Consider the following 24,902-nt stretch of genomic DNA (forward strand, 5'->3'; position numbering starts at 1 on the left):
GGCCGCCGTACTCGGTGCTCCGGACTACTTGCCCTGGTTCTTGACCGCTTCGATGGCTTCTTTGGCGGCTTCGGGGTCCAGGTACTCGCCGCCCGTCTTGCGGGGCGTGAAGTCGTCGTTGAGTTCGTACACCAGCGGGATCCCGGTGGGGATGTTGAGGCCCGCGATGGTCTGGTCGTCGATGCCGTCCAGGTGCTTGACCAGGGCGCGCAGGGAGTTGCCGTGCGCGGCGACCAGCACCGTGCGGCCCGCGGCCAGGTCGGGGACGATCGAGTCGTACCAGTAGGGCAGCATCCGGTCCACGACGTCGGCCAGGCACTCGGTGCGCGGCATCAGCTCGGGGGGCAGGTTCGCGTAGCGCGGGTCGCCGTACTGGGAGAACTCGCTGTCCTCGGCGAGCGGCGGCGGGGGCGTGTCGTAGGAGCGCCGCCAGACCATGAACTGCTCGTCGCCGAACTCGGCGCGGGTCTGGGCCTTGTTCTTGCCCTGGAGGGCGCCGTAGTGGCGCTCGTTGAGCCGCCAGGAGCGCTTGACCGGAAGCCAGTGCAGTCCGGCCTCCTCCAGCGCGATATTGGCGGTGCGGATCGCCCGCTTGAGCAGGGAGGTGTGGACCACGTCGGGGCGCACCCCCGCCTCGGCCAGCAGTTTTCCGCCCTTGCGGGCCTCTTCCTCGCCCTTCGCGGAGAGGTCCACGTCCACCCAGCCGGTGAACAGACCCTCGGCGTTCCAGACGCTTTCGCCGTGGCGCAGCAGAACCAGAGTCGACATGCCTCTCAGCCTAGCGACCCGTCTCCCCCGCGATCGCCGGGGGCACCGAATGGTCTATGCCAATTCCGCGAAGCTTCACCCGGCCTCCTCCCCGTCCGCGCTCTGCTCCACCAGGTGGCGGAAGGCTCTCAGGTTGCGCCGGCTCACGCCGCGCTTGGTGCGCCACGCCCACTCCTTGCGGATCGCCGTGGCGAACCCGCGTTCCAGCGCCGGGTTGAAGTTGTCGTCGGAGTAGGAGAGCACGCATCCCAGCAGCCGGTCCACCTCCTCCGGGGTGATCCCGGCCAGCGGCAGCCTCCCGGTGATGTACACGTCGCCCACGTCGTCGGCGGTGAAGGCCATGCCGTACATGTCGGCGCTGCGCCGCATCAGGTAGCGGTAGAACTCGCCCTCGTTCTCGTCGGGCCGCCGGCAGAAGAAGCTCTTGAGCAGCAGGCTGTGCTCGCCGATGTTCAGCCACACCAGCGTCTTGAGCTTGCGTTCGCCGGGCAGGGTGACCAGGTAGGCGTCGGACCGGGGCCGCTCGTACTCCAGTTCCGCCTCCTCAAGGGCCGTCTCGATCGCGTCGGCCGCGTCGGCCTGTTCCTGTGTGGGCATGCGGTCCCCTCTCGGTCTCGTCGTGCTGTGGGCCTGCCGTCGCCGGCCCCGTCCATCCTCGTACCGGCCCGGGATCACCGGCACGGCACGGTCAGGCGGTGCCGTGCCAGGGCCTCCCGGTAGGCCGCCAGCAGACCGTCGACGGTCGCCTCCCAGCTCAGTCCCGAGGCGTGCCGGACTCCCGCGGCTCCCATGCGGTCCCGCCACGCGGGCTCGGCGACCACCCGGCGCAGGACCCGGGCGTAGTCGTCGGGGTCGTGTCCGTCGATGAGCACCCCGGAGACGCCGTCGCGCACCGCCGTGGGCAGGCCGCCGACCCGGGCCGCGACGACCGGGGTGCCGCAGGCCTGGGACTCCACCGCCACCAGGCCGAAGGACTCCGAGTAGGACGGCACCACGGTGACGGCGGCCGCCCGGTAGTAGTGGACCAGTTCGGTGCGGGAGCGGGGCGGCTCCAGGCGGACCACGTCGGCGATGCCCAGCGAGCGCGCCAGGTCGGACAGCAGTCCGGGCTCGGCGCAGCCGCTGCCGGACTGGCCGCCCACGACCGCGACGACGAGGCGGTCGCGCAGGTGGGGGGCGTCCTCCAGCAGCCGGGCCGCCGCGCGCAGCAGCACGTCGGGGGCCTTGAGCCGCTGCACCCGGCCGACGAACAGCAGCAGCGCGGCGTCGGCGGGCAGGCCGAGGCGGCGCAGCGCCTCGGCGCGCGGTCCGGGGGTGAAGGTCTGCAGGTCCACCCCGGGGAAGACCGTGGAGACGCGGCCGGGGTCGGCGCCGTAGTAGTGGATGAGCTGGGCGGCCTCGTCGTCGGTGTTGGCGATGAGCCGGTCGGCGAGCGCGACGAGCGCGTCCTCGCCCCGCACCCGCTCCTCGGGCTCGGGGGTGTCGCCCTCGGCCAGCGACATGTTCTTCACCCTGGCCATGGTGTGCATGGAGTGCACGAGCGGCACTCCCCACTCCCGGGCGGCCGACCATCCGGCCTGGCCGGACAGCCAGTAGTGGGCGTGCACCAGGTCGTAGCGGCCGCCGAGGTTCTCGGCCTCGGCGCGCAGGACGCCGTGGACGAACGGGCACAGGTAGTGGACCAGGACGGTCTTGTCGAGTGTGCCGTAGGGGCCCGCCGCGATGTTGCGGACGGTGACCCCGGGCGCCAGTTCGACCTCCGGGGGCTGTTCGAAGGAGGTGGCCCGGGTGAAGACGTCAACGGCGACGCCGCGTTCCGCCAGCCGCTTGGCCACCTCGACGACGTAGACGTTCATCCCCCCGGCGTCGCCGGTCCCGGGTTGGTCGAGGGGTGAGGTGTGCAGGCTGATGGCGGCGATCCTGCCGGGCCACGCGGTCCGGCTCTGCTCCTCCGCCTCCGGAGTCTGTGACGCCACTCGGCTCCCCGTCCCTTCCGGTCCTCTCGGTGCTCACTGCGGACCTCAACGGTCAACATCCGTCAAGGGGCGCAGTGTTCCCATATTGGCCACGGGGGCGGGCCGGGCCGGAACGCGGGGTGGGGGTTGTCCGAGGCGGCTCTCCCGGGAGGTCAGATCTCTTCGGCCAGTGCGTGGAACACCTCGGTGAAGACCGCGTGCGCCAGTGTGTCGAAAAGAACAAAACGGACATGCTCCACGGTCGTCGGAGTGTTGCGGACCGTGGTCAGGGCGATCCGCGCCCCGTCGTCCAGCGGCCAGCCGTAGACGCCGGTGGAGAGGGCGGGAAAGGCCACACTGCGCGCCCCCAGCTCGTCGGCGATCCGCAGCGACTCGGCGTAGCAGGAGGCGAGCAGCGCCGAACGGTCGTGTTCGGCGCTGTGGACGGGGCCGACGGTGTGGATGACCCAGCGCGCGGGCAGCCGCCCGGCCGTGGTGGCCACCGCCTGCCCCGTGGGCAGGCCGTCGCGGTAGCGGCCGGCGCGCAGGGCCCGGCACTCGGCCAGGATGTCGGGGCCGCGGCGGTGGATCGCACCGTCCACCCCTCCCCCGCCGAGCAGGCTGGAGTTGGCCGCGTTGACCACGGCGTCCACCCGCTGCTCGGTGATGTCTCCCCGGAGCAGTCGCAGGTCCATGTCTCCATGATGCTCCGCCGGGTTACGGCCATGCCTTTTCACGAAGAGTAGTGTCCACTTCTCCCTCGGTGTTTATCAAGCCCCGGTTGTCGCGGAACAACCAGTAACAGCCCTGGTCATAACCCCTCTCCGCACGGAGGAACGCATGCCGAAACCCGAGAGATTCGTGTCCCGGTCCGCTCTCGGCTGGGGGGCTTCCGGCGCCTCCTACGCCGATCCGAAGAAGGGGTTGGTGATCCACTACGACGGGTCCGACCAGAAACTCGCCTCCCGGGACCACGAGGCGTGCGTCCGGTACTGGAAGAGCACCCGCGACTTCCACACCGGGCCGTCCCGGGGCTGGGCGGACATCGGCTACTGCGTGGACGAGGAGACCGAGATCCTCACCGCCGCGGGCTGGAAGACCTTCCGGGAGGTCCGCCCCGGTGACGTCGCGCTGACCCTGGACCACGGGACGGGGCTGGCGGAGTGGCAGCCGGTCCTGGACGTCTACGTCTTCCCCGCACAGCCGCGGACCATGATCCGCATGGCGGGGCGCTTCCACTCCTCGCTGACCACGCCGCAGCACCGCTGGCCGGTGGAGCGCCACTCCCGGAACGGACCGGAACGGGAGCGGACCTGGGCCACCACCGAGACGCTGGCCCACGGGGACCGCATCCCCCAGGCGGCGCCGTGCGCGGACCTGCCGACCGCACCCAAGTGGTCCGACGCCCTCGTCGAACTCGTGGCGTGGCTGTGGACCGGCGGCCGCGCCGCACCGCGGAGCCGCCGCCCCGACGCCGGTGTCGCCCTCCGGCCACGAGGGGGCCTCGGGGCCGCACGCATCAGGGCGGCGCTGCACGCCCTGTTCGGACCGCCGGTCGAGGGCTTCCCCCGGACCGGGCGGCGGACCGACGGCCGGCCCCGTTGGCGGGAGTGCCCCGACCGGCAGCCGGTGGAGTTCCACCTGTCCGCGGAGGCCGGCCGGGTGCTGCTGGAGCACGCTCCCGACCGGGTGGTGCGCTTCGACTTCCTGCGGTCGCTGACGCGGGCCCAGCTCGACCTCTTCGTCGAGACGTCCCTGCTCGCGAACGGTACCGGCAGAACGGCCGCCAGGACCTTCGCCCAGCCGGACCGCGGCCGGGCCGAGGCGTTCCAGTTCGCCGCGCTCCTGGCGGGGCACGCGACCTCGCTGCACCGCCTCGGACCGGACGACACGTGGCTGGTCCGCCTCCGCACGGCCCAGGACTTCGCCCCCAGGGCAGCGGCGGCCCGGAGGGGCGCCTTCACCATCGCCGAGGAGCGCTACGCGGGGCACGTGTGGTGCGTGCGCACCCCCAACGCCACCTGGCTGGCCCGCCGCGCCGGAACCGTCTACTTCACCGGCAACAGCTTCGGGGCCTGCCCGCACGGCTACGTGTTCGAGGGGCGCGGCCTGTACAAGTCCCAGGCCGCACAGCCGGGCGGCAACTCCACCTACTACTCGGTGACGCTCATGTCCGGCCCCTCCGACGAGATCACCGACGCCCAGATCAACGCCGTCCGGCAACTGCGCGAATGGCTCATGGAGCCGAGCACGTCGATCAGCGGAACCGTCAGGGGCCACCGGGATTTCATCAGCACGTCCTGTCCCGGCGACAAGCTCTACCGGATGGTCCGCGACGGAGTCTTCAACCAACCAGCACGGTGGGGAACCACCGGGGAGGAGGACGAGGTGCCGCACTACCTCAACATGGCCCAGACCAAGGACGTCGTGGTCTCGCCCGACAAGTACGTCTCGCTGCGCTGGGACACCGTGTGGACCGACACGGCCAAGATCGCGCACCAGGACGGCCTCGCCGTCATCTCCAAACCGTGCGACCTCAACGGCGCGCTCTGGCTGGAGATCGAGGGCCTGGACGAGGGCGAGGACGTCCAGGTGCGCATGGCCGACTGGGAGCGCAAGACCAAGAAGTACCACCTGCACCCGATCGCCGAGGGGGTCGGCACGGGCGGCCGGTCGTTCCCCGTGTTCCCGGTGGTCAACCGGCTCCCCGACGGACGCACCATGGACCTGCGCGTCTACAACGTCAGCCAGAAGCCCTTCACCCTGCGCCGCGCCACCTTCAAGGGGCACGTCTGGCTGCGCTGACCCCGCACACCGCCCCCGTCGCACGTCTTCCGGCCCCGTCCCCCGGTCCGTCTCCTCCTCGTCTCTCTCCTTCTCTCTCCGTCAGCCAGCCAACCGGGAGGTCCGCCATGCTCACATCCGTCGTCCGCACCACCGTGCCGCTCATCGTCGGCGCGCTCAGCGCCTTCGCCGCCACCCGCCTCGGCATCGACCTGCCGGAGGCCGCGCTCACCGAGGTCGTCACGGTGCTCGTCGCGGGGGTCTACTACACGGCCGTCCGCGTCCTGGAGGAGCGCGTGTCGCCCGCGTTCGGCCGGGTCCTGCTGGGCCTCGGCCTGCGCGGCACCCCCAAGTACGACCTGGCCTCCCCCTCCTGATCCCGCCGGGCGGAAGCGCCCCGCCGGACCGGGGCGCTTCCGTCCCCGCCGCGCCCGCGTGGGGCGCGGCGGGGACGGGTCAGTACCGCCAGGACGGGCCGTCGGGGGAGCCCAGCCAGACCGTGTGGCCCCGCGCTCCGACGGTCAGCCCGAACTCCTCGACCCCCGGGCGGCCCCGCTGGTCCCACCAGGCGTGCGCCTGCTCCAGTTCGCCCCACCGTGTGCGGCTGGTATCCGGCGGCGGTCAGCGCGGTCCGCGCCCGTTCGGCGAGCACCGGGTCCACTTCGACGGTCACGACCCGGCGGTGCTGGACGGCCAGTTCGCACAGCAGGGCGGCGTTTCCTCCGGTTCCGGTGCCGACCTCCAACACCCGCAGGCCGGGGTGCACCTCCAGCTCGTCCAGCATGGCGGCTATGACGCTCGGCGCGCTGGAGGACGACGACGGGAGGCCCGGCCCGTCCTCGGCGCCGTCGTCGACCCGGGTCACCACCGCGTCGTCCGCCGCAGGCCCCGCACTCCTGCTGCCCGCCGTCGTCAGCATGTGGCACTTTCTCAGCTGGATCGATCTCCGGCGCATTACCTTAGAGCCCCACACGGCAGAAGGGGTGTCATGGATCTGAAGTGCCGAAACGGCATGACTCACACCTACACCAGGGATCTCCGGTCGCCTGTGCGCCGCAAATCCGAGCTGGCACGGAAGATCGCTGGGGCAGTGCTGGAGTCCTGCAAGATCTGTCGCTGGGACGGGACGCGGCTCGCTGCCCGAGATCTCGCACCAGGTGGGCTGGCCGCTGAGCTGTACTCAGCGTGGGCGGAGCACGAAACCCTGGCCGCTCTGGCCGAAGGCAAACGCCTGGACAGCGTGGTGACGCTGGCGACGCTGATGGGCCGCAGGAAGGGGATGCTTTATCCGCCGACGCCGGACACGTTCGGGCTGTGCGAGATCACGATCACTGGCGTCGAAGTGGCAGTCGACGTGTCGCGGGTCCTGGACCACATGTACTGCCTGGAGTTCCAGGAACGGGTGTGGGTGGTGGACGACGTCCTCTCGGGAATCATCGGAGCCGAGTTCTACCCGCCGGCTCCCATCAAACGGTTGCTGGCCGGGGCAGCGTAGGAGAAGAGGGCCAGGGGATGTCCCCCTGGCCCTCCTGTTTCGCGTGGACCTAGTGCATGCCGCGGCCGTTGCACCTGGTGCACAGGTCACCGTTGCTGTCGATGCCCTGTCCCTGGCACTTGGAGCACATCTCCTGGACGATCATCCGGATGCGTGCGATCAGGGTCTTCATGGTCACCTCCTTTCCATAGTGAGGGGAGAGAAGAGGATGTCCTCCCCTTCTGGAGGACGTCCCCGGGTGGTGAGCGGCCGCGCCGCCGCCCACCACGTCTGGCCCCGGGACCGGGTAGGGACTGGAGCAGAGAGGCCCGGCCCCGGGGAGTTCACGGTGCTACCGGCCCCACAGCATCGCCGTGGACAGGGCGGTGCCGAGCACGGTGTCGAGGTTGGCCAGCGCGGTGACCGTGCGCACCGGGTCGCCGATCGGCAGGATCAGCCGGTCGGCGCCGAGGACGACGGCCAGGCCGTGCTCGTGCTCTTCCACGCGGGCGCGGCCGTCGGCGAGCAGCGCCAGCTGGTCGGGAGTGAGGGTGTAGTCCGCCACCGGGGTCCTCTCTCTGCTCGGGGGTGCGGATGCGGTCGTGCGGCGTGCCGTTCGGGGCGGCGGGTCACCCGCCGCTCGGCGCGTAGGCGCGGACGCGGCCCCGGTCGCAGTAGGCGCGCACCGTATGCGGGGGCTGGTACTCGGTGAGGACGTGGTCGAGCAGGTCCACGTCGGACACGGCGACCAGGTGCCCGGTGACCCGGTTGCGCGCCGTGTAGGGGCAGGGCGCCCCGTAGGCGTAGGTGACCTCCCACAGCGCGGAGTGCCGCTCGGCGCACTCCGCGAACACCGGGTAGTCGGGGATGCGCGGGGGCACGGCCCGGGCCTGCGGCCGGGGGACGGGCCCGGTCGGCGCGGGAGCCGCCGGGGGATGCGCCGCGGGTTCGGTGCGGGTGGCGTGGCGCGGCCAGTACGAACCACGCGCGGGGGCGAACACCGCCAGCAGCAGTGCGACGGGCAGCGTCAACAGGCGCAACAGCATGGCCCCTCCAGGGGTCGGGCCGGACGGGGTCCGGCAGGCATCTCAGATACATGCCAATGCTGACCCATCCCAGATAAATTCGCAATTCCCATGTTCAAAGTCATAGACCAAGTCAACTTGAACATCGCCCAATAATGTGGTCAGTGAGAAGAATGTCCAGTTCAAACCAGGCGCACGTAGGATCGGAGCGGAATCGCAATGCCTACCAGCAGGGGAGCGACGACGTGGCGGGCAGTCCCACCGTGCGCCGCAAGCGCCTGTCGCGGCGACTCCGAGAGCTGCGTGAAGAACGGGGCCTCACCTCGGAGGAGGTCACCAAGCGGGCAGGGTTCTCGCGCGGGAAACTCACACGCATGGAGCGTGACGAGTGGACACGCCCCAACCCTGCGGACATCGAAAAGTTGCTGACCATCTACAAGGTCACCGATCCGGACGAGCGGGAGGCGCTGCTGACGCTGGCCCGTCAGGCCCGGCAACGTGGCTGGTGGGTCAGCTACTCGGACGCCCTGGGCCGCGGCGCCTACGTCGGCCTGGAGACTGAGGCCACCCGTATCCGCACCGTGGAGCTGATGCTGGTCCCGGGACTGCTCCAGACCGAGGACTACATTCGTGCGGTGCTCCGTGGCGATGACGTCACCGATCCCGACGAGGTCGACCGGCGCGTGGAGGCGCGGCTGCTGCGTCAGCAGATCCTCACCCGGGCGGACGCTCCCACGCTGCACGCGGTCATCGACGAATCGGTGCTACGGAAAATCACCCCGGAACTGCGCGGTCAACTCCAGCGGCTGCTGGACCTTCAGGAGCCGCACCGCCTCCAGGTGGTACCGGACCGGATCGGCCCTCATGCTGCGATGACCGGAGCGTTCACGATCCTGGAGTTCACCGAGGACCCAACCGTGGTCTACGTGGAAACAACCGACACTTCGCTGCTCCTGGAAGAGCCTGCGGAGATCCGCCAGCACGAGGACCGGTTCGACCGTCTGTGCGCCGTGGCTCTCTCCCCGGCAGAATCACGCGGGTTCATCCAGCACCTACTGGACTCGATGTAAGGAGCCACCATGAACGTTTCCCAGCTCCGGTTTCGCAAGTCCTCTTACTCCGGCGCCCGGCACGAGAACTGTGTCGAGGTCGCCGACCTGCCCGGTGCCACCGCTGTCCGCGACTCCCAGCACCCCGAAGCGGGGCACCTCACCTTCCCGGCCACCGAGTGGCGCGCGTTCCTCGACGCGGTGAAGACCGACCGCATCTGACCCCGGCAACAACGAGAACGGCCCCCGCCTACACGGCGGGGGCCGTCTCGATGCACGTACCCAAGATGCATTTCCCGGGTCATGCTACCCCGGCACCCGGCCCCCGGTCAGGGGAACACAGGGACGCGATCCCCCGTTGCGCAAGGGGACCGAAGTCCCTAACAGGGGGTCCTACGCCGTGTAGTACTACCGCCGGTAAACTGGCTCACATGAAGACCAGGCTCGGCGACCTTGAACGCGCGGTGATGGATGTACTGTGGGAGCAAACCGAGCCCATGACGGTTCGGGAAGTGGGCCGCGCTCTGGCTGACCGCGACCTCGCCCACACGACCGTCATGACCGTGCTCGACCGGCTCGCCAAGAAGGGAGTCGTGCGTCGCACCCGCGACGGGCGCGCGTGGCGGTACCGCCCGGCAGCCAGCCGGGAGACCTTCATCTCGGAGATGATGCTGGACGCGCTCGGCCAGACCGGTGACCGCGACGCCGCGTTGGCTGCTTTCGTCCGCTCCATGAGCGGCCCGGAAGCTGAGGTACTTCGCCGTCTCCTCGCGGAGAACCACGGGGAGACCGGCAGATCAAGGATGTAGCCGAATGGTCGTTGCCGCACTGCTCACAACGATCGCAGGCGGCTGCCTTCTCGCCGCCCGCCGCCTGCTGCGCGCCCAGTGGCCCTCCCGGGGCCCACACGTCGCCGTTGTCGCCTGGCAGGCGCTGGGACTGGCATGGGGCATATCGACCATCGGCGCCCTGCTGGCCTTCGGACTGGCCCCCTACGGCCAGGGAGTGCTACACGGCCTGACCGCCCTCGCCCAGGACGCCGCCGCGAACGGCCTGCGACTGGACGTCCTGTCCGAGGGACGCTTCGCCGCCACCCAGGTGGCCGCGCTCGTCGCGGCGGTCGGCCTGACCCTGGTGCTCCTCTGGGGACTGGCGATCTCCTTCATCCAGGTGGTGCGCACCCGCCGCCGCCACCGTGCCCTCCTCGAACTGGTCGCCCACGACCACCCGGAGCTTCCCGGGACCAGGGTGCTCGACCACCCCGCGGCAGCGGCCTACTGCCTGCCCGGCGTGCTGAACCCGCAGATCGTCATCAGCGCCGGGGCGCTGGAGGTGCTGGACCGCCGGGAACTCGCCGCGGTCCTGGCCCACGAGCACGCGCACCTGCGCCAGCGGCACGACCTCGTCCTCCTCCCGTTCTCCTCGCTGAAGCGCGCCTTCCCCCGGATCCGGTTCATGGAGCGCTGCTACAACGCCGTGGCGCTGCTCATCGAGATGTGCGCCGACGACCACGCCCGCCGCCACCACTCCCCCCGCGAACTGGCAACGGCACTGGTGCGGTTCGGCACCGCGGGCGGCACGACGGTCCCCGCCGGAGCCATGGCGGTGATCCCCAACGAACAGCAGCCGGAGGTGCTCGCCCGCGTCTCCCGGCTGCTGAACCCGGTGGAGCTGTCCCGTCGGGCCTCCGCGACCGTGCTGACCGGATCGGCCTCCCTCATGGCCGCGACCCTGACCCTGTGGCACCTGCCTCTTTGAGGCGGGTCACGGCCTTTCGGGCACGATTCCCGCCTGTCGTGCGTTTACTCTGAAGGCAAGGTTCCCTCAAGTCAAAGGCCGGGTGCTCGCGTGTACGCCGTAGGCTTCTTCGATCTGCTCTTCAGGGTCCTCTACCTGGTGACCTTCGTGCTGTCGCTGTACTCGCTGATCGAGGCCGCCCGCACTCCCGCGCCCGCATTCCCCGCGATGGACAAGCAGACCAAGGGGCTGTGGGTGGGCCTGCTGGCCGGAGGCACGGTGGTCTCGTTGGCCGCGTTCCTGGGCATGTCCGCGTTCCTGACGATCCTGGCGCTGATCGCCGCCCTGATCTTCCTGATCGACGTGCGCCCCGCGATCCGCCAGATCGGCCGCTCCGGCGGCGACGGCCCCTACGGCTCCTGGTGACCGCTCACTGGAGCAGGTCCTCCTCGGCCGCCCAGGTGTTGCAGGAACCGGGGGTCTGGTAGTCCAGCCCCCGCTCCAGCCACAGCGCGCTGTTCTGCGCCGAGCCGTGCGTACGCTCGGCGTCGCTGCTGCCCTCGCGGTCCGCGGTGGCCGCGGCGTCCTCAAGGAGCACCCGGTGCTCGGCGTCCCCGAGGGGGTAGGTGACGCTCACCGCCCCGAGGAAGGCTCCCGCCAGGCAGTTGGCCTGGAGTTCGCTGCGGCGGGTCCAGAAGCTCCGTTCCACCGGGTCGCTCTCCAGGCGGCGCTGCTCGTGGTAGTAGTCCAGGATTCCGGCCTCGCCCTGCACGTGGTGCCCGTACTCGTGGGCGAGCAGGGAGGCGTAGACGACGCTGTCGGGACTGTGGCGCCACTTCTCCACCACGTCACTCAGGCCGATGTAGACGCTCTTGCTGGCCCGGCAGTAGAAGCCGCCCGCCGCCGAGGGGTAGTCGCGGCACGGGCTGCTGCCGGGTTCCGTCCAGAAGACCCGTCCGGGCGGTTCGAACTCCAGCCCCGCCTTGGCGAACTGGGTGGCCCAGGCGTGGTCCAGGCAGTCCGCGACGGTGTCGAGGAAGCGCTTCATGGACGCGGTGTCGTGGACGTCGAGTCCGGGGGCCGGGCAGGGCAGCGGTGCCAGGCGTCCGGTCGTGTAGAGCGGATTGTGCCGGAGCACGCCCTCCCCGGTGAACTCCGCTCCGAGGCCGCTGCTCGGTCCCCGGTGCGGGTCCTCGGGCGGGGCCTGTTCCTGGGAGGTGCGGCCGAGCGACGGCGCCCCCCGTTCCTCGCCGCCGACCCCGTGTCCCACCAGGACCGCCAGGGCCAGGACGACCGCGCCGACCCCCACGAAGCGACCGAAGCCGCGCCTTCCGCTCCGCGCTGTCCGGTCGTGCGCCCGTTCCACTTCCCGTCCCGGCTCGTCCACCGCCACACCCCGGTCAGTCGACCAGTTCCTCCTCCGCCTCCCAGGTGTTGCACGCGGCGGGGTCCCGGCGGTCCATGCCGTGGCTGGTCCACAGCCGGCCGTTGGCGGGACTGCCGTGCGTGTGCGTGTCCCCCCGGTCCGCGCGGAGCGCGGCGTCCCGCAGCACCTCCTCGCGTTCCGCCTCCCCGATGGGGAAGCTGTTCTCCACCGCCCCCAGGAACACCCCGCTCAGGCAGTTGGCCTGGAGTTCGCTGCGGCGGCTCCACTCGTCCCGGCTCTCCTCGCCGTTGCTGCCGCTCCGCATCTCCTGGTACTGGGACAGGATTCCCGTCTCGCCCTGCACGTGGTGCCCGTACTCGTGGCCGAGCAGGAACGTGTAGGCCGCGGTCCGGTCGCTGTGGCCGGAACCGGCCACGATGTCCTCCACGCCGAGGTACAGGCCCTTGTTCGCGTGGCAGTAGAACGCCGAGAGCCCCTCGACCGGATAGGTGCCGCACGGGCTCTGCCCCGACGAGTACCAGTAGACCCGGTTCGGGGGTTCGAACTCCAGTCCCGCCGCGGTGAGGTGCTCCCCCCACGCCTGGTCGAGGCAGTCGGTCACCTCGTGCAGGAAGTCCTCCATGGAGCGGGGGTCGCCGACCTCCATCTCCGGGGCCGGGCAGGCGACCGACCGCAGTTCCCCGCTCAGGTAGAGCGCGTTGGTGGTCAGCACGTCCCGGGGCCGGCCCTGGTCCGGGTCGGCCTGCTCGGACGGCCCCGTCGGCGGACCCGTGGCCGGCGCGGGCCCGGACCCGGTTCCGAAGAGGGAGGCCACCGAGACGAACCCGGCCAGGGCGACGGAGGCCAGACCCATGACCACGACGACGGAGACGCCGACGCCCAGGGGACGCGGCCGGGCCCGTCCCGCGCGTCCGGGCAGCATGTACTCGCTGCCGAGACTCCGCTTGCGGACCGGCTCCGTCGCGTTGTTCCGTCCCCGCACCCGTCGTTTCCCCCCTGTCGGTCCGTCAAGGTGACTTTTCGATTATGCCGGGCGAAAGGGACGGCCCCGGTGCCCGCCTCCTTCTCTCCGGACCACTGGACGTGGTCGATAGGCTCACCGTGAGCGACACGTCCAGCAGAACAGGTGAGGAAGCGATGACGGGAACAGCGACGGGGAGGGCCCTGCTCGGTCTCGCCGCCGTCGTGTCCACCGGTGTGCTGCTGGCGGGACCGGCGGCCGCCGCACCCCACGACCCGCAGACCCACACCCTCCAGCAGGGCGAGCTCGCCGACGGGCAGATCGTCAACACGATCTCCCTGCGGCTGGACGGCAACGGCGTCCTGCACGCCCAGGAGCGCATCGCCTTCGGCGGCGCGGGCCCCGCGGAGTTCACCCGGACCTTCCTGCTGCGGGAGCCCTACGACACCGACCACGACCGGCTGTACGAGCTGACCGGCCTGGCCGCGCAGAGCGGGGACGGCACCCCGGTGGAGGTCACCGTCACCGAGGACGAGACCACCCTGAACGCCACCCTGGACGTGGCCGGCGCCCCGGTCGTCATCGTGGACTACCAGGTCACGGGCACGGTCAGCGAGGTCGGCGACCGGTTGGAGCTGGAGTGGACGGCGGTCGGGGGCTACAGCGACTTCGTCGAGGAGACGACGGTGGTCGTCGACGCCCCGAATCCGCCGCAGGCGCTGTCGTGCGCGGCGGGCGAACCGCTCAGCTCCATCTACTGCACCGCCTCGGACATGGGCGGCCCCCAGGCGCTCGTGGCCCGTTTCCTCCAGGCCGACCTGGACGCGGGGCAGACGCTCGGCATCGTGGTGAGCTATCCCCCGGGGACCGCGGACAGCAGCCTGATCCTGGACCGGTCCTGGTCGCTGACCTCCGCGTTCGCGATCACCCCCGCGACGGCGGGCGTCTTCGGGCTGCTGCTCGTGGTGCTCGTCGGCGGACTGGTGCTGCTGATCTGGGTGCGCGGTAGGGACGAGCGGGCGCTGCGGTCGGAGGCGTGCAAGGCCGACCACGCCCCGCTGGAGCCGGGGGTGGGCGGGAACCTGCAGTTCCATCCGCCGGACAACGTGCACCCGGGGCAGATCGGCACCCTTATCGACGAGCAGGCCGACGTCGTGGACGTCACCGCGTCCGTGGTGGACCTGGCGGTGCGCGGATACCTGCGGATCGAGGAGCTGCCGCACCAGCGCTACTCGTCGGTGGACTGGCTGCTGACCCGCACCGGCCAGCGCGGCGAGGAGACCCTGCTGACCTACGAGCGCCTGCTGCTGGAGGCGCTCTTCCCCCGGGGCCCGCGGACGCGGCTGTCGGAACTGGACGAGGAGTTCGCGAACCGGCTGGCCGACGTGCGCGAGGAGCTGTACCGCGACATGGTGCGGCTCAAGTGGTTCGCGCGCCGCCCCAACCGGGAGCGCAACCAGTGGACGACCGTGGGGATCGTGCTGTCCCTGCTCGGCGCGGTGGTCACCGTGCTGCTGGCGATCTTCACGCACGCCGCGTTCACCGGGCTTGCCCTGGTCATCGCGGGCGCGGCGGTGACCGTCGGAGCGCAGTACATGCCCGCCAAGACGAAGCTGGGCAGTGCCGTGTTCGCGCACGTCGCCGGGTTCCGGGCGTACCTGCTGCGGGCCCGGGTCGACGACGTCCCGCCCGAGCGCCGGGTCCACCTGTTCTCCCGCTACCTGCCGTACGCGATCATCTTCGACAACGTCGAGCACTGGGCGCGGATCCTGGCGGCCGCGGGGGCGGAGGAGTCCGGCGGCCAGGGCCTGTCCTGGTACCGCGGGCCGCAGGACTGGACCCTGGGCGACTTCGCCGACTCCATCAAGGCGTTCACGCTGACCCTGTCCGGTGTCATCTCCAGTACCCGGCAGTTCCGGTCCCTGATCTGAGAGGAGCAGTCTCATGCGTGCGGTGGTGCAGCGGGTCAGCCGCGCCTCGGTGACGGTCGACGGCGAGGTCGTCGGCGCGATCAAGGAGCCGGGGCTGCTGGCGCTGGTGGGGGTGACCCACACCGATGGGGACGCGCAAGCCGCCAAGCTGGCCCGGAAGCTGTGGACGCTGCGCATCCTGGAGGACGAGAAGTCGTGCTCCGACGTCGCGGCCCCGCTGCTGGTGGTCAGCCAGTTCACGCTGTACGGCGACGCCCGCAAGGGCCGCCGCCCCACCTGGCAGGCGGCCGCGCCCGGTCCGGTGGCCGAACCGCTGGTGGACCGGGTGGTCGAGGAGCTGCGCGGGTTGGGCGCGCGGGTGGAGACGGGGGTGTTCGGGGCGCAGATGTCGGTGGAGTTGACCAACGAGGGCCCGTTCACCGTCATCGTGGAGGTCTAGGGACCAGCCCCGTAGTGATGCGGTAAAGACGATCTTCCCCTTCGATACCTAACGTGTTAGATTGGTCACCGGTTGCACGTGGGAGCGCTCCCGGACGTGTGATCTGACCGACAGGCTGAGGGGGCACGTCGGTCGCGCAACAGGAAGAACAACCGTCGCGCGAAAGGAAGAACCGATGACGGAAGCCCGTCACCGTTCCCCGCGGCGAGCCAGACGCTCGCTCAGCCTCCTCCTCACCTCGGCACTGGCCGCGGCCGGCCTGCTGGTCACGGCCTCCCCGGCGCAGGCCGAGTCGACCCTGCGGGACCTGGCCGCACAGAACGGCGGCCGCCACTTCGGCACCGCCCTCACCTACAACCCGCTCAACAGCGACTCCCAGTACCGGGACATCGCGGCCGCCCAGTTCAGCGCGGTCACCCACGAGAACGAGATGAAGTGGGAAGCGCTGGAGCCGCAGCAGGGCCAGTACAACTGGAGCCAGGCCGACTCCATCATCAACTTCGCCAAGGCCAACAACCAGATCGTGCGCGGGCACACCCTGGTCTGGCACAGCCAGCTGCCGTCCTGGCTGAACAACGGCGGCTACAACGGCAACCAGCTCCGCTCCATCATGGAGAACCACATCGAGGTGGTGGCCGGCCGCTACAGGGGTGACCTCTACGCCTGGGACGTGGTCAACGAGGCGTTCAACGAGGACGGCACGTTCCGCAACTCGATCTGGTACCAGGGCATGGGCCGCGACTACATCGCCCACGCCTTCCGCAAGGCCCACGAGGTCGACCCCAACGCCAAGCTGTACATCAACGACTACAACATCGAAGGCATCAACGCCAAGAGCAACGGTCTGTACAACCTGGTGGTCGACCTGCTCAACGAGGGCGTGCCGATCCACGGCGTCGGCATCCAGAGCCACCTCATCGTCGGCCAGGTGCCGTCCACGTTCCAGCAGAACATGCAGCGCTTCGCCGACCTGGGCCTGGACGTGGCCATCACCGAGCTGGACATCCGCATGCAGATGCCCGCGGACAACAACAAGCTCCAGCAGCAGGCCCGCGACTACGAGGCCGTAGTCGACGCCTGCCTCGCGGTGAACCGCTGCATCGGCATCACCGTCTGGGGCATCGACGACGAGCGCTCCTGGGTGCCCTACACCTTCCCGGGCGAAGGCGCCCCGCTGCTCTACGACGGCCAGTACAACCGCAAGCCCGCCTGGTACGCCGTCTACGAGGCCCTCGGCGGCACCGACGACCCGGGTGAGGAGCCGGGTAACCCGGGCGAGGAGCCGGGTGGTCCGGGTGAGGAGCCGGGCGAGCCGGGTACGCCGGGTGGTCCCTGCGACGTGGACTACGCCGTGGTCAACGACTGGGGCAACGGCATGCAGGGCGCCCTGACCGTCACCAACACCGGGTCCTCCCCGATCAGCAACTGGACCCTGCAGTTCACCCTGGCCAACGTGAACATCTCCAACGGCTGGAACGGCGACTGGACCCAGAACGGCTCCCAGATCACCGTGACCGCCCCCGCCTGGAACGCCACCCTCAACCCCGGTCAGAGCACCGAACTCGGCTTCGTCGCCGACAAGACCGGCAGCGTCTCCACCCCCACCCAGTTCACCCTCAACGGAGCCACCTGCTCCTGACGGTGACCTGACCACCTGAACACACCAACGGGGCCGCCGCGCCACAGACGCGGCGGCCCCCGCGGTCTTCGGCCCCGCCTCCGGAGCGCTCCGGCACCGGGGGCACGGTCAGCCGGATCAGTAGACCAGCGCCTGGACCCCGTCCGCCATGACCTCCTCGACGAAGGTGGGGGCGCCCGCGATCCGCACGCCCTCGACCAGGTCCGCCTCGGTCAGCGAACGCCGCGCCGCACACTGGGTGCAGACGGTGACCTGCCCGCCCGCCAGGACCGCGTCGAGCAGCTCGTCGAGCGGAGCCGCGTGCGGCAGCGTGAACCGCTCCGCCCGGCCGGGGACCGCCAGCCAACTCGCCTCCCCGGTCAGCCACAGCGACACCCGCACCCCGCTCGCCACCGCTGCCGCCGCCACCGTGAACGCCTGGTTGCAGCGTTCGGGGGAGTCCTCACCGGCGGTCGCCTTGATCACCAACACGCGTTCCATGCCGTCAGCGTAACGCCCGTGTCCGCCGCGGTCCCACGGTTCGCCGGGATCGCGGTGCTCCGTCCCCGGAGGTCACCCGGCGGCGAGAGCGTCGCGCAGCGCCCGCGCCTCCCGGACCAACCGGGTCCGCCCCTTCCGTGCGGCCACCTGCGTCACCTCGGGGATCTCCCCCCGGGCACCGCAGCGGCCCGCGCACTCGGCGGCCACCGCGACCAGGTCGGCCAGCCCGCGCGGCGCGGGGCCGTCGCAGCAGCGGAGCAGGCCGGGCAGGACGGCCTCCAGCACCGACCAGACCGTGCCGTAGGCGCCGCCCGCCGCCGCGTCCCGCAGCGCCGCGGCCAGCCTCGTCGGGACGACCGCCCCGACGCGCACCGCCTCGCCCAGGCAGCGGCCGAGCAGCGCCGCGTCCAGGTCGCCGCGCGCCGCCAGGGCCAGCAGGGCGTCGACCGCCGCGGGCCGGTCCTCGGCCTCCGCCACGCCCAGCGCGCAGGCCACCCCCATGTGCAGGGCCGTTCCCGCCCCGCCCCCGGCCTCCGCCAGGACGGGCAGCAGCCGCACCGTCCCGCTCGCGCCCCCGTCGGCCGCGTCGACGTAGGCCCGCTGCAGCCGCAGGGCGAGCAGCCGCCGGGAGACCGGCAGCATCGCCAGCCAGTGCGGGTCGGGGAGGTGGCGGCAGAGGTCCCGGTCGTCGACGCCGCCCCCCTCCAGCAGCGCCCCGAAGACCTCGTGCAGCGCGCCGGGCGGGGCCACCGCCCCGCTGGCGACCAGGAGAGCGCCCGCCGGGGTGCCGTCGCCGCCGGGACCGTCCCAGGGAGCGCGTTCCACCGGTTCGGGCAGGCCGCCGGCCGCCAGCCACGCGGCGAGCCGCCGCCCCGCCGACCCCGCCAGCTTCCCGGCGCGGTCCAGGACCTCGTCCGGGCAGGCCGCGGCATCCACCCGCAGCAGCGCCTGGGAGAGGTCGACCTCCCCGGGGGACACGCCGGCGTCCTCGTAGGCCGCGATCCGGGCGACCAGTTCGGCCGGGTCGATCCGCCCGTCCACGGCGGTGGGGGTGGCCAGCAGGAACGGCGGCGGATCGGTGGCCAGGCGCTGGGCGACCTCGTGCAGCCGCGCCCGGATGACCCGGCTGAACCGGCTGGGGGCCCGCCCCGGAAGCCACTGCTCCCGCCACGCCCACAGGACTCCCGGGTCCTCCTCGCCCAGCAGATGGGCCAGGACGTACCGCAGGTCCCCGGGACGCCACTCCCGCTCCCACGGCTCCCGGGAACGCCACGAGAGGTCCCAGGGGCAGGCGCGGGCGACCGGTTCGAGCGCCGCGACCAGCCCGTCGAGGTCGCGGTGGGCGTGGCGGACCAGGCCGTCCAGGGCGCGTTCGAAGGTGGGGACGTCGACCGCGCGGACGGCGGCCCACCCGCCCCGGGTCCGCTGGACCACCGCGCCGACCTCCTCGGCGACCTCGGCCGGGGTGGCCGGAGGAGGGGCCAGCGGCGCGGGCACGGCCACCGGGGGCAGCAGGTCGGCCGGCTCCGCGGCCGCGGACGGTGCCGTGCCGAGGAGTCCGGCGGCGCGGTCGCGCAGTCCCGGGTGGAGCGCGGCCGACGCCGCGGCCAGGCCGGCGCGGACCTCCTCGGGGGCGTGCGGCAGGTGGCGGGCGGCCACCTGCCAGGCCCTCTCCTGGAGGGTGACGTCCTCGTGGCCGAAGAGGCCGGTGACGGCCGACACCACCACCCCGGCGCGGGAGGCGTCGCGCCGGGCCGACCGGTCCAGCCAGGACAGCTGGGCGCGCAGCAGCTTCTTCTGGGGGCGGAACAGCACCGACCGGGAGGCGTCGGCGAACTGCTCAGCGGTGAGCCTGCCCGCGTCGTCCAGCGCCCGCAGCCTCCGCTGGACGTGTTCCGCGACGGCGGAGGGCGTCTCGGACAGCAGGCGCAGCAGGACCGGCACCCGCTCGCCGCACTCGTCGTCGGTGGGGTCCAGGCTGGTGAACACCTCGAAGCAGGCGGTCAGGTCGCTCGGCCGACCGCCGCGCAGCAGGCACGCCAGGGCGGTGTCAATGAGGAAGGCGCGGTCCAGGCGCCCCTCCGCGGCGAGCGCGGCCAGCGCCCGCGGCCACCGGTCGGCGTCCTCCCCGCCGGCCCCCCGCTCCGCCAGCTGGGCGACGGTGCCGCCCCGGAAGATCCGGGGCAGGAGCGTGTCGCGGAAGGGGTCGTCGCGCAGGCGGTCCAGCAGCGTGTCGGGGCGGGAGGAGGTCCGGTGGCGCCCCCCGGCGGGGTGCCAGTGCGGATGGGTGAGGTCGCGCATCCACGCCTGGACGAAGGCGTCGTGCTCGGGGGGCGGGAGGTCCGACATCAGCAGCAGTCCCCTGACCAGGGGGTACCAGAAGGACTCCGTGGTCCGGTCGCAGCGCTCCACGACGCGGGCCACCAGGTCGGCCCGCCACCGTGCGGGGCGGTCGGCCAGGACCTGCAGGAGCCGGTCGGTGTCGCGGGGCTCCGTGCTCGCCCACCACAGCTCGTCGCTGATGATCCAGCGGACCGCCGCCGCGGGGGTCGGCTCGCACGCGACTCCGGCCAGGCGCAGGATCTGCCGGTGTCGCTCGTAGCGGATGCTCGTCGCGTCCCAGTCGTCCCGGAGCAGGCGCAGGAACCGCTCCAGGTAGGGGACGCAGGAGCCCCGGTCCCGCTCCGGCAGCGCCGCCAGCCTCGGGAACAGGTCCTCCTTGCGGACGTCCGTCACGGCCGCGACCACCCCCGCCGCCTCGGGGGTAAGCCGCCGAGCGGTCTCCTCCAGGATCTCCCGGTCCTCCTCGGTGAGCCGTCTGGCCGCCTCCAGCCGGACACCGGTGCGCCGGGCGAACCGCAGCAGCAGGTCCACCGGGTCGTCGGCCGGCGGCTCCGGCGCGGTTCGCGGCTCCGGCGCGGGGGACGTGCTCATCTGCTGTCTCCTTCGGGTCGGACGACGGTACCTCGGGCGAGGCGGACGGCGAGGACGTGGGAGCACGGTCCGCGTCCGCCCCGGTACCGCGTCCACCACGGGCAGGTGCAGGTGGACTCCCCGCCGCCCGAGCGGACCCGGTGGACGCGGTCGGCGTCGACGGTGACGGCGGCCAGGTCGCCGTCGAGGCGGACCGCGCCGGCGGCGACGAGGGAGCGGGCCATCCGCAGGCGGGGGTTGCGCCGCTCGGCGTGCGCGGCGTCGTAGGGGAGCTCCCGGTGGAAGTGGGCGGCCTCGGCGGTGTCGTAGCCGACCCGGCCCGCCGTCCCCAGCAGGGTGAGGGCGGCGCGCACCCGGGCGGGGGCCAGCCCGGCCTGCTCGGCGAGGTCGGCGACGTCCAGGCGCGGCTCCCAGGCCAGCAGCGCCGCGACCCGGTCGGCGTCGGCGGCGTCGGCGTCGGCCAGCGCCTCCAAGGCCGACCCCTCCCCGGAGAAGCCCCGGGCCGCGCTCGGCGACAGGGTGAGGGTGAGGCGCATCCCCGGCAGCACCACCTCCCAGGCGGCGGCGACGGGTTCGCTGCGCGCGGTCACCGGCGGCCCGTACACCCGCAGGGCGCGGGCGTACCGCAGCACCCGGCCCAGCGCGGCCAGGCGCACGGGGCCGGGCAGGCAGACCGCGCCGGGCACGGGCCTGCTGGTGCGCCGCAGGGTGCGCCCGCCGGGCACCACCCAGCCGGGGTCGCGGGAGCCGCGGGGCAGCGAACGCAGGAAACGGACCGCCTCGGCCGCGGGGACCTCGCCGCGCAGGTCGAAGGTGGAGGCGATGACCTGCGTCTCGGCGAACCCGCGCAGCCAGCGGTCGGGCAGCGGCACCTTCTTCTCCACCACCGCGCCGTCCGGGGTGGCCACCGCCAGCTCGTCGGGGCCCACGCTCAGGTGCAGGGGATCGGCGCCGCCCACCCGGGCCAGGGCCTCCCGCAGCGGGTCGTTGACGTCGACGTTGGTGGTGCCGTGGCCGACCTCGCCGCCGTCGAGCCCGGCGGCCAGGACGTCCAGGCGCGCGTAGACGCCCCCGCAGGCGGAGAACGACTCGAACCGGAGCCGGTCGCCGTTCCCGGTGACCACGGGGTCCCGTGAGGCGTCCGGGAACTGCCGGTGGTAGCGGGCCGCGGCGACGTCCGCCACGCTCAGCAGCGCCGCCGCGGCAGCCCCCGGCTCGGTGAGGAAACCGCTGAAGAACCGGGGGTGCGGGTGGGAGCCGGCGGGCGTCAGTCCCGTCGAGGTCTGCAGGCAGAGGCGTCCTCCGGCTCCCCCGAAGTCGAGGGTCGAGGAGCACCGGTAGCTGGGGGCGTGCACCGCTTCCGTCATGTCCCGTGACCCTAGGGGCCGGCAGTGACAGGGAGGGCCGGTTCAGCTCCGGTGCGGCCAGGGCAGGAGGCGTCCCGCCGCTTCCAGACGGTGGATGAAGTCCCAGTCCATCTTCGTGTCCAGGTCCCACGAGGGATGGAAGCTGCCGGGGATCCTCGGGTCGCCCAGGCCCAGGCTGTCCACGACGAAGTCCAGCAGCTTCGGCTGCATCCGGCGCAGACAGGCGTCGACGGCCTCGGCGTAGGTCAGCGACTCGCGGATGGTGATGAGCGTCCCGTACCGGTGCCGGGTGAGGAGGAACGGCACACGCGGCGGGAGCGGGCTGTAGGTGAGGGAGAGTTTCGGGCGGCGGGGGCCCGCCCTGGGACGACCGTGCGGCGGCTGCGGCATGTCTGACCTCTTCGTCACGTTGCGGGCGCGGCGGCCGCTCGGGGGATTCAGGGTCTTCGCGCCTCCGTCCCGATCCCCGGCGACCAGCACACTACGTTTTGTCACCATTCTTACATCCCGGTCGAGGGCCGCGGAGAAAGCTTCAGCGGTTCCGGGGGCCCGCCGCCTCCCCGCGGGGTGCGCCGCCCGGTGCCGACCGCTCAGTGCAGTGCGCCGTTGCCGCTCATGCGTCTGCGTCTGGCCCGGTGCACCACGAGCAGCGCCTGGACGCGCGCGGTCTCCAGGGCCTGCTCCACGAGCGCCCGCGCCTCCTCCTCCGGCATGTCGGCGGTGTCGGCCTGCAGGTCGGTGTAGATGCGCTGCAGCAGCTCCTCGTTGCCGAGCAGGTAGCGGCGGGTCTCGGTGCCCTGGCTCTCGTCGCGGACCACGGAGATGAGGTCGTTGACCTCCTCGGGATCCCCGCCCGAGGCCATGCGCTCGATCGACCCGCGCGTCCACCCCAGCTTGAACTCCAACTTGGCGCACAGGTCCCGGCTGTAGCGGGACCGCCTGCCGCTCTCCAGGTCCTGCAGCAGGCGCGGCGGGATCTTCGGGGTCTGCTGGGCGAACTCCGTCCGGCTGCGCCCCAGCTCCTCGCGGCGGGCTCTGACGGCCGCCGCGATGGACGCCGTATGTTCGCCAAAGTCGATGCTGGGGCGGGCCATGGCTGTCGGTCTCCTCCGTGTCGGGGACGTCGGGTCATGCCGGTCATTCCCGCTGACGCCCTCTCCCAATACCGCCGCCGACCCTAACGGACGGACCGCCCCCGTGACCGGGGGAACGAGATCCGCGGCACTCCTCCGAAGTGGAGATTCGGCACCTAACGGACGTCGGGGAACGATATGGTTTCTTCAGCGATAGTCATCGCCTCTCTCCGCGACACCAGCCCCGTGCGCCGTGGGCGGCTGCGGTTGACCACCCCTCTCCCCGGTCCCCGGGACGGCGGGTCCCCCCCGCGGCTCGTCGCGAGATCCAGACGACTGTGAAAGAGGCATGTCCGTGACCCAGAAGGTTCGCCTCACCTGCCCGTTGGGGCGCAAGCATGTCGAACTGTGGGGCGGCGCGGCGCTGGCGGCGCTCGGCGGGGTCGTCATCGCGATGGATCCGTCCCACTGGGCCAGTGTGGTGTTGGGTGTGCTGGTCATCGGCGGCGGCCTGGCCGTGCTGTGGCACGGCCTGCGCGCCAAGTCCCCCGTACTGGAGATCGACGACCAGGACTTCTGCTACATCCGCGGCCGCTACGTGGTCCGCGTGCCGTTCTCCGAGATCGGCTCCTACTACCTGCTGCCCGGCCGCACCCGGTCGCTCGGCCTGTGCGACCCCACGGGACGCCCGAAGGTCTTCCCGTCCGTGGAGGGCCGCCGCGCCGGACGCCCCTACCTGCCGCTGACCGGCCTGACCTCGCCGGCCAAGGTCGACGCGTTCATGAGCACCGCGGGCATCCCGCCCCGCGACCGGTCGCTCACCTCGGGGTCCTGACCTGCCGTCCGCAGCCCGGTGGGGCCGTCCCGCTGCCGGGACGGCCCCACCGTTCGTTCCGCTCCGTCACCCGGCGGGTCAGAACTCCAGGTCGGCCCCCGCCTCACCGAGGGTGCGCTCGATGAACTCGGGGTTGGCGGCCAGCCACTCGCGGGCGCCGGCCTCCGGGTCGTCCTCGTGGTCGGCGAGGACGGCCTGCTCCAGGGAGCTCAGCTCGTCGTCGCTGAGCTCGAAGTTGCCGAGCCACTCGGCCAGCTCCGGGAAGTCCTCGCTGAAGCCGGCGCGGCCCACCGCGTGGATCTCCTCGGCGCCGCCCATCGCGCCCTCGGGGTCCTCCAGGTCCTTCAGGTCGTACTGGGCGTAGGCGATGTGCGGCCGCCACAGGGTGACCACGATCGGCTCCTCGTCGGCGATCGCCGCGTCCAGCTCGGCGAGCATCGCCGCGGTGGAGGACTCGATCAGCTCGTAGTCGTCCAGGCCGTAGGTGGGGATGGCCTCTTCCTTGGTGGTGCGCACCAGGCCGGACCCGGACTCGATGCCGACGATCCGGCCGCCGAACAGGTCGGCGTTGTCGGCCAGGTCGGCGATGGAGTCCACCTCGTCCACGTAGGAGGGGACGGTGAGGGTCAGCACGGCGTTGTCGTACCAGGCCCCGAGGTCCTCGACCTTGTCGCCGTACTCCTCCCAGTAGTCGGCGTGGGTGAGGGGAAGCCAGGTGTCCAGGAACATGTCGACGTCGCCGTTGGCCACGCCCTGGTACATGGGGGCCACGTCGACCTCGGTGATGGTCACCTCGTAGTCGAGCTCTTCGAGGAGCACCTTCCACATGTTGGTGGTGGCGATGGCCTCCTCCCACGGGATCAGGGCGATCTCGATCTGCTTGTCGCCGCCCTGCCCGGATCCCTCGTCTCCGCCGCCCGCCAGGCCGCTTCCGCCGTCTCCTCCACAGGCGGTGGCCAGCAGGGCCAGCGAGGCCAGCCCTGCGGTGACCGAGGCGAGGCGCCGGGTGCGCTTGGTGGGTTTCACGTGGTGGTTCCCTTCTTCATTGGCTTCACGCTTCCGTG

General features: G+C 71.9%; 29 protein-coding genes. 13 read left to right on the forward strand and 16 right to left on the reverse strand.

Annotated elements, in window-relative coordinates; genetic code table 11:
- Positions 1-24 precede the first annotated feature (24 nt).
- The 4 genes from FOF52_RS15860 to FOF52_RS15875 all read right to left on the reverse strand — a co-directional run bounded on the left by FOF52_RS15860 (position 25) and on the right by FOF52_RS15875 (position 3,418).
- Positions 25-768, reverse strand: a complete 744-nt coding sequence (locus tag FOF52_RS15860; protein WP_248590719.1) for a phosphoglyceromutase — start codon at positions 766-768, stop codon at positions 25-27.
- 75 nt (positions 769-843) lie between these two features.
- Complete coding sequence (locus tag FOF52_RS15865) at positions 844-1,365, reverse strand: YbjN domain-containing protein (RefSeq protein ID WP_248590720.1); 522 nt, start codon at positions 1,363-1,365, stop codon at positions 844-846.
- Positions 1,366-1,439: 74 nt separating this feature from the next.
- The gene (mshA, locus tag FOF52_RS15870) at positions 1,440-2,744 is read right to left on the reverse strand and encodes a D-inositol-3-phosphate glycosyltransferase (protein WP_248590721.1); all 1,305 of its coding nucleotides are present in this window, start codon (positions 2,742-2,744) and stop codon (positions 1,440-1,442) included.
- Positions 2,745-2,896: 152 nt separating this feature from the next.
- The gene (locus tag FOF52_RS15875) at positions 2,897-3,418 is read right to left on the reverse strand and encodes an O-acetyl-ADP-ribose deacetylase (RefSeq protein WP_248590722.1); all 522 of its coding nucleotides are present in this window, start codon (positions 3,416-3,418) and stop codon (positions 2,897-2,899) included.
- 145 nt (positions 3,419-3,563) lie between these two features.
- Here FOF52_RS15875 and FOF52_RS15880 point away from each other — a divergent pair, with 145 nt between their 5' ends.
- Both FOF52_RS15880 and FOF52_RS15885 read left to right on the forward strand, forming a co-directional pair.
- Positions 3,564-5,528 carry an N-acetylmuramoyl-L-alanine amidase gene (locus tag FOF52_RS15880; protein WP_248590723.1) on the forward strand — a complete coding sequence of 655 codons (1,965 nt, stop codon included), beginning with the start codon at positions 3,564-3,566 and terminating at the stop codon, positions 5,526-5,528.
- A gap of 107 nt (positions 5,529-5,635) precedes the next feature.
- Positions 5,636-5,884, forward strand: coding sequence for a hypothetical protein (locus tag FOF52_RS15885; protein ID WP_248590724.1), 249 nt, complete (start codon positions 5,636-5,638; stop codon positions 5,882-5,884).
- Here FOF52_RS15885 and FOF52_RS15890 read toward each other — a convergent pair.
- Positions 5,773-6,291 carry a protein-L-isoaspartate O-methyltransferase family protein gene (locus FOF52_RS15890; protein WP_248593894.1) on the reverse strand — a complete coding sequence of 173 codons (519 nt, stop codon included), beginning with the start codon at positions 6,289-6,291 and terminating at the stop codon, positions 5,773-5,775. The genes FOF52_RS15885 and FOF52_RS15890 overlap by 112 nt on opposite strands.
- A gap of 7 nt (positions 6,292-6,298) precedes the next feature.
- Here FOF52_RS15890 and FOF52_RS15895 point away from each other — a divergent pair, with 7 nt between their 5' ends.
- Both FOF52_RS15895 and FOF52_RS15900 read left to right on the forward strand, forming a co-directional pair.
- Positions 6,299-6,505: a hypothetical protein gene (locus FOF52_RS15895; protein ID WP_248593980.1), complete on the forward strand. Its 207-nt coding sequence runs from the start codon at positions 6,299-6,301 to the stop codon at positions 6,503-6,505.
- Positions 6,496-7,002, forward strand: coding sequence for a hypothetical protein (locus FOF52_RS15900; protein WP_248590725.1), 507 nt, complete (start codon positions 6,496-6,498; stop codon positions 7,000-7,002). The genes FOF52_RS15895 and FOF52_RS15900 overlap by 10 nt, the downstream gene beginning before the upstream one ends.
- A gap of 49 nt (positions 7,003-7,051) precedes the next feature.
- Here the strand turns inward: FOF52_RS15900 and FOF52_RS21960 are convergent, their stop codons facing one another.
- From FOF52_RS21960 to FOF52_RS15910, 3 genes are all read right to left on the reverse strand, one after another.
- On the reverse strand, positions 7,052-7,174 hold the full coding sequence (locus FOF52_RS21960; protein ID WP_282573555.1) for a hypothetical protein: 123 nt from the start codon (positions 7,172-7,174) through the stop codon (positions 7,052-7,054).
- 159 nt (positions 7,175-7,333) lie between these two features.
- Positions 7,334-7,546, reverse strand: a complete 213-nt coding sequence (locus FOF52_RS15905) for a hypothetical protein (protein WP_248590726.1) — start codon at positions 7,544-7,546, stop codon at positions 7,334-7,336.
- Between the two features lie 64 nt (positions 7,547-7,610).
- Positions 7,611-8,027 (reverse strand): hypothetical protein, encoded by a 417-nt coding sequence (locus tag FOF52_RS15910; protein ID WP_248590727.1) that lies wholly within the window; start codon positions 8,025-8,027, stop codon positions 7,611-7,613.
- A 242-nt stretch (positions 8,028-8,269) separates the two neighbouring features.
- On the opposite strand from FOF52_RS15910, the gene FOF52_RS15915 reads away from it, so the two are divergent.
- The 5 genes from FOF52_RS15915 (at position 8,270) to FOF52_RS15935 (ending at position 11,218) form a co-directional block, all read left to right on the forward strand.
- Positions 8,270-9,076 carry a helix-turn-helix domain-containing protein gene (locus FOF52_RS15915; protein ID WP_341849839.1) on the forward strand — a complete coding sequence of 269 codons (807 nt, stop codon included), beginning with the start codon at positions 8,270-8,272 and terminating at the stop codon, positions 9,074-9,076.
- Positions 9,077-9,085: 9 nt separating this feature from the next.
- Complete coding sequence (locus FOF52_RS15920; RefSeq protein ID WP_248590729.1) at positions 9,086-9,277, forward strand: DUF397 domain-containing protein; 192 nt, start codon at positions 9,086-9,088, stop codon at positions 9,275-9,277.
- A 209-nt stretch (positions 9,278-9,486) separates the two neighbouring features.
- Positions 9,487-9,864: a BlaI/MecI/CopY family transcriptional regulator gene (locus tag FOF52_RS15925; protein WP_282573557.1), complete on the forward strand. Its 378-nt coding sequence runs from the start codon at positions 9,487-9,489 to the stop codon at positions 9,862-9,864.
- A gap of 4 nt (positions 9,865-9,868) precedes the next feature.
- Positions 9,869-10,813: a M56 family metallopeptidase gene (locus FOF52_RS15930; RefSeq protein WP_248590730.1), complete on the forward strand. Its 945-nt coding sequence runs from the start codon at positions 9,869-9,871 to the stop codon at positions 10,811-10,813.
- Between the two features lie 90 nt (positions 10,814-10,903).
- On the forward strand, positions 10,904-11,218 hold the full coding sequence (locus tag FOF52_RS15935) for a DUF2516 family protein (protein ID WP_248590731.1): 315 nt from the start codon (positions 10,904-10,906) through the stop codon (positions 11,216-11,218).
- A 4-nt stretch (positions 11,219-11,222) separates the two neighbouring features.
- On the opposite strand, the gene FOF52_RS15940 is transcribed toward FOF52_RS15935, so the two are convergent.
- Both FOF52_RS15940 and FOF52_RS15945 read right to left on the reverse strand, forming a co-directional pair.
- A complete protein-coding gene (locus FOF52_RS15940) occupies positions 11,223-12,179 on the reverse strand; it encodes a neutral zinc metallopeptidase (protein WP_248590732.1) in 957 nt (318 codons plus the stop codon).
- Between the two features lie 13 nt (positions 12,180-12,192).
- Complete coding sequence (locus FOF52_RS15945) at positions 12,193-13,161, reverse strand: neutral zinc metallopeptidase (RefSeq protein WP_248590733.1); 969 nt, start codon at positions 13,159-13,161, stop codon at positions 12,193-12,195.
- Positions 13,162-13,316: 155 nt separating this feature from the next.
- Here FOF52_RS15945 and FOF52_RS15950 point away from each other — a divergent pair, with 155 nt between their 5' ends.
- The 3 genes from FOF52_RS15950 to FOF52_RS15960 all read left to right on the forward strand — a co-directional run bounded on the left by FOF52_RS15950 (position 13,317) and on the right by FOF52_RS15960 (position 17,149).
- Positions 13,317-15,071, forward strand: coding sequence for a DUF2207 domain-containing protein (locus FOF52_RS15950; protein WP_248590734.1), 1,755 nt, complete (start codon positions 13,317-13,319; stop codon positions 15,069-15,071).
- Between the two features lie 13 nt (positions 15,072-15,084).
- The gene (gene dtd, locus FOF52_RS15955) at positions 15,085-15,510 is read left to right on the forward strand and encodes a D-aminoacyl-tRNA deacylase (RefSeq protein ID WP_248590735.1); all 426 of its coding nucleotides are present in this window, start codon (positions 15,085-15,087) and stop codon (positions 15,508-15,510) included.
- A 175-nt stretch (positions 15,511-15,685) separates the two neighbouring features.
- Positions 15,686-17,149, forward strand: coding sequence for an endo-1,4-beta-xylanase (locus FOF52_RS15960; protein ID WP_248590736.1), 1,464 nt, complete (start codon positions 15,686-15,688; stop codon positions 17,147-17,149).
- Positions 17,150-17,266: 117 nt separating this feature from the next.
- Here FOF52_RS15960 and FOF52_RS15965 read toward each other — a convergent pair whose 3' ends face one another.
- The 5 genes from FOF52_RS15965 to FOF52_RS15985 form a co-directional block, all read right to left on the reverse strand.
- Complete coding sequence (locus FOF52_RS15965) at positions 17,267-17,629, reverse strand: DsrE family protein (protein ID WP_248590737.1); 363 nt, start codon at positions 17,627-17,629, stop codon at positions 17,267-17,269.
- Positions 17,630-17,701: 72 nt separating this feature from the next.
- On the reverse strand, positions 17,702-20,563 hold the full coding sequence (locus FOF52_RS15970; protein WP_248590738.1) for a DUF6493 family protein: 2,862 nt from the start codon (positions 20,561-20,563) through the stop codon (positions 17,702-17,704).
- Positions 20,560-21,930, reverse strand: coding sequence for an SWIM zinc finger family protein (locus tag FOF52_RS15975; RefSeq protein WP_248590739.1), 1,371 nt, complete (start codon positions 21,928-21,930; stop codon positions 20,560-20,562). Before FOF52_RS15975 ends, FOF52_RS15970 begins: the two co-directional genes overlap by 4 nt.
- Before the next feature lie 42 nt (positions 21,931-21,972).
- Positions 21,973-22,320, reverse strand: coding sequence for a hypothetical protein (locus FOF52_RS15980; RefSeq protein ID WP_248590740.1), 348 nt, complete (start codon positions 22,318-22,320; stop codon positions 21,973-21,975).
- Between the two features lie 200 nt (positions 22,321-22,520).
- Positions 22,521-23,024: a helix-turn-helix domain-containing protein gene (locus tag FOF52_RS15985; protein ID WP_248590741.1), complete on the reverse strand. Its 504-nt coding sequence runs from the start codon at positions 23,022-23,024 to the stop codon at positions 22,521-22,523.
- Positions 23,025-23,352: 328 nt separating this feature from the next.
- On the opposite strand from FOF52_RS15985, the gene FOF52_RS15990 reads away from it, so the two are divergent.
- Positions 23,353-23,838 (forward strand): hypothetical protein, encoded by a 486-nt coding sequence (locus tag FOF52_RS15990; protein WP_248590742.1) that lies wholly within the window; start codon positions 23,353-23,355, stop codon positions 23,836-23,838.
- A gap of 78 nt (positions 23,839-23,916) precedes the next feature.
- Here the strand turns inward: FOF52_RS15990 and FOF52_RS15995 are convergent, their stop codons facing one another.
- Positions 23,917-24,864 carry a glycine betaine ABC transporter substrate-binding protein gene (locus tag FOF52_RS15995; RefSeq protein ID WP_248590743.1) on the reverse strand — a complete coding sequence of 316 codons (948 nt, stop codon included), beginning with the start codon at positions 24,862-24,864 and terminating at the stop codon, positions 23,917-23,919.
- Positions 24,865-24,902: the final 38 nt, after the last annotated feature.

Origin of the sequence: Thermobifida alba, assembly GCF_023208015.1 — a bacterium.
GTDB classification, from domain to species: domain Bacteria; phylum Actinomycetota; class Actinomycetes; order Streptosporangiales; family Streptosporangiaceae; genus Thermobifida; species Thermobifida alba.

What these genes read in the sequence shown, in the direction of transcription:
- FOF52_RS15860 (WP_248590719.1), bottom strand. Translation starts at nt 768, where the DNA reads ATGTCGACTCTGGTTCTGCTGCGCCACGGCGAAAGCGTCTGGAACGCC.
- FOF52_RS15865 (WP_248590720.1), bottom strand. Translation starts at nt 1,365, where the DNA reads ATGCCCACACAGGAACAGGCCGACGCGGCCGACGCGATCGAGACGGCC.
- FOF52_RS15875 (WP_248590722.1), bottom strand. Translation starts at nt 3,418, where the DNA reads ATGGACCTGCGACTGCTCCGGGGAGACATCACCGAGCAGCGGGTGGAC.
- FOF52_RS15880 (WP_248590723.1), top strand. Translation starts at nt 3,564, where the DNA reads ATGCCGAAACCCGAGAGATTCGTGTCCCGGTCCGCTCTCGGCTGGGGG.
- FOF52_RS15885 (WP_248590724.1), top strand. Translation starts at nt 5,636, where the DNA reads ATGCTCACATCCGTCGTCCGCACCACCGTGCCGCTCATCGTCGGCGCG.
- FOF52_RS15890 (WP_248593894.1), bottom strand. Translation starts at nt 6,291, where the DNA reads ATGCTGGACGAGCTGGAGGTGCACCCCGGCCTGCGGGTGTTGGAGGTC.
- FOF52_RS15895 (WP_248593980.1), top strand. Translation starts at nt 6,299, where the DNA reads ATGACGCTCGGCGCGCTGGAGGACGACGACGGGAGGCCCGGCCCGTCC.
- FOF52_RS15900 (WP_248590725.1), top strand. Translation starts at nt 6,496, where the DNA reads ATGGATCTGAAGTGCCGAAACGGCATGACTCACACCTACACCAGGGAT.
- FOF52_RS21960 (WP_282573555.1), bottom strand. Translation starts at nt 7,174, where the DNA reads ATGAAGACCCTGATCGCACGCATCCGGATGATCGTCCAGGAGATGTGC.
- FOF52_RS15910 (WP_248590727.1), bottom strand. Translation starts at nt 8,027, where the DNA reads ATGCTGTTGCGCCTGTTGACGCTGCCCGTCGCACTGCTGCTGGCGGTG.
- FOF52_RS15920 (WP_248590729.1), top strand. Translation starts at nt 9,086, where the DNA reads ATGAACGTTTCCCAGCTCCGGTTTCGCAAGTCCTCTTACTCCGGCGCC.
- FOF52_RS15925 (WP_282573557.1), top strand. Translation starts at nt 9,487, where the DNA reads ATGAAGACCAGGCTCGGCGACCTTGAACGCGCGGTGATGGATGTACTG.
- FOF52_RS15930 (WP_248590730.1), top strand. Translation starts at nt 9,869, where the DNA reads ATGGTCGTTGCCGCACTGCTCACAACGATCGCAGGCGGCTGCCTTCTC.
- FOF52_RS15950 (WP_248590734.1), top strand. Translation starts at nt 13,317, where the DNA reads ATGACGGGAACAGCGACGGGGAGGGCCCTGCTCGGTCTCGCCGCCGTC.
- dtd (WP_248590735.1), top strand. Translation starts at nt 15,085, where the DNA reads ATGCGTGCGGTGGTGCAGCGGGTCAGCCGCGCCTCGGTGACGGTCGAC.
- FOF52_RS15960 (WP_248590736.1), top strand. Translation starts at nt 15,686, where the DNA reads ATGACGGAAGCCCGTCACCGTTCCCCGCGGCGAGCCAGACGCTCGCTC.
- FOF52_RS15965 (WP_248590737.1), bottom strand. Translation starts at nt 17,629, where the DNA reads ATGGAACGCGTGTTGGTGATCAAGGCGACCGCCGGTGAGGACTCCCCC.
- FOF52_RS15970 (WP_248590738.1), bottom strand. Translation starts at nt 20,563, where the DNA reads ATGAGCACGTCCCCCGCGCCGGAGCCGCGAACCGCGCCGGAGCCGCCG.
- FOF52_RS15975 (WP_248590739.1), bottom strand. Translation starts at nt 21,930, where the DNA reads ATGACGGAAGCGGTGCACGCCCCCAGCTACCGGTGCTCCTCGACCCTC.
- FOF52_RS15980 (WP_248590740.1), bottom strand. Translation starts at nt 22,320, where the DNA reads ATGCCGCAGCCGCCGCACGGTCGTCCCAGGGCGGGCCCCCGCCGCCCG.
- FOF52_RS15985 (WP_248590741.1), bottom strand. Translation starts at nt 23,024, where the DNA reads ATGGCCCGCCCCAGCATCGACTTTGGCGAACATACGGCGTCCATCGCG.
- FOF52_RS15990 (WP_248590742.1), top strand. Translation starts at nt 23,353, where the DNA reads ATGTCCGTGACCCAGAAGGTTCGCCTCACCTGCCCGTTGGGGCGCAAG.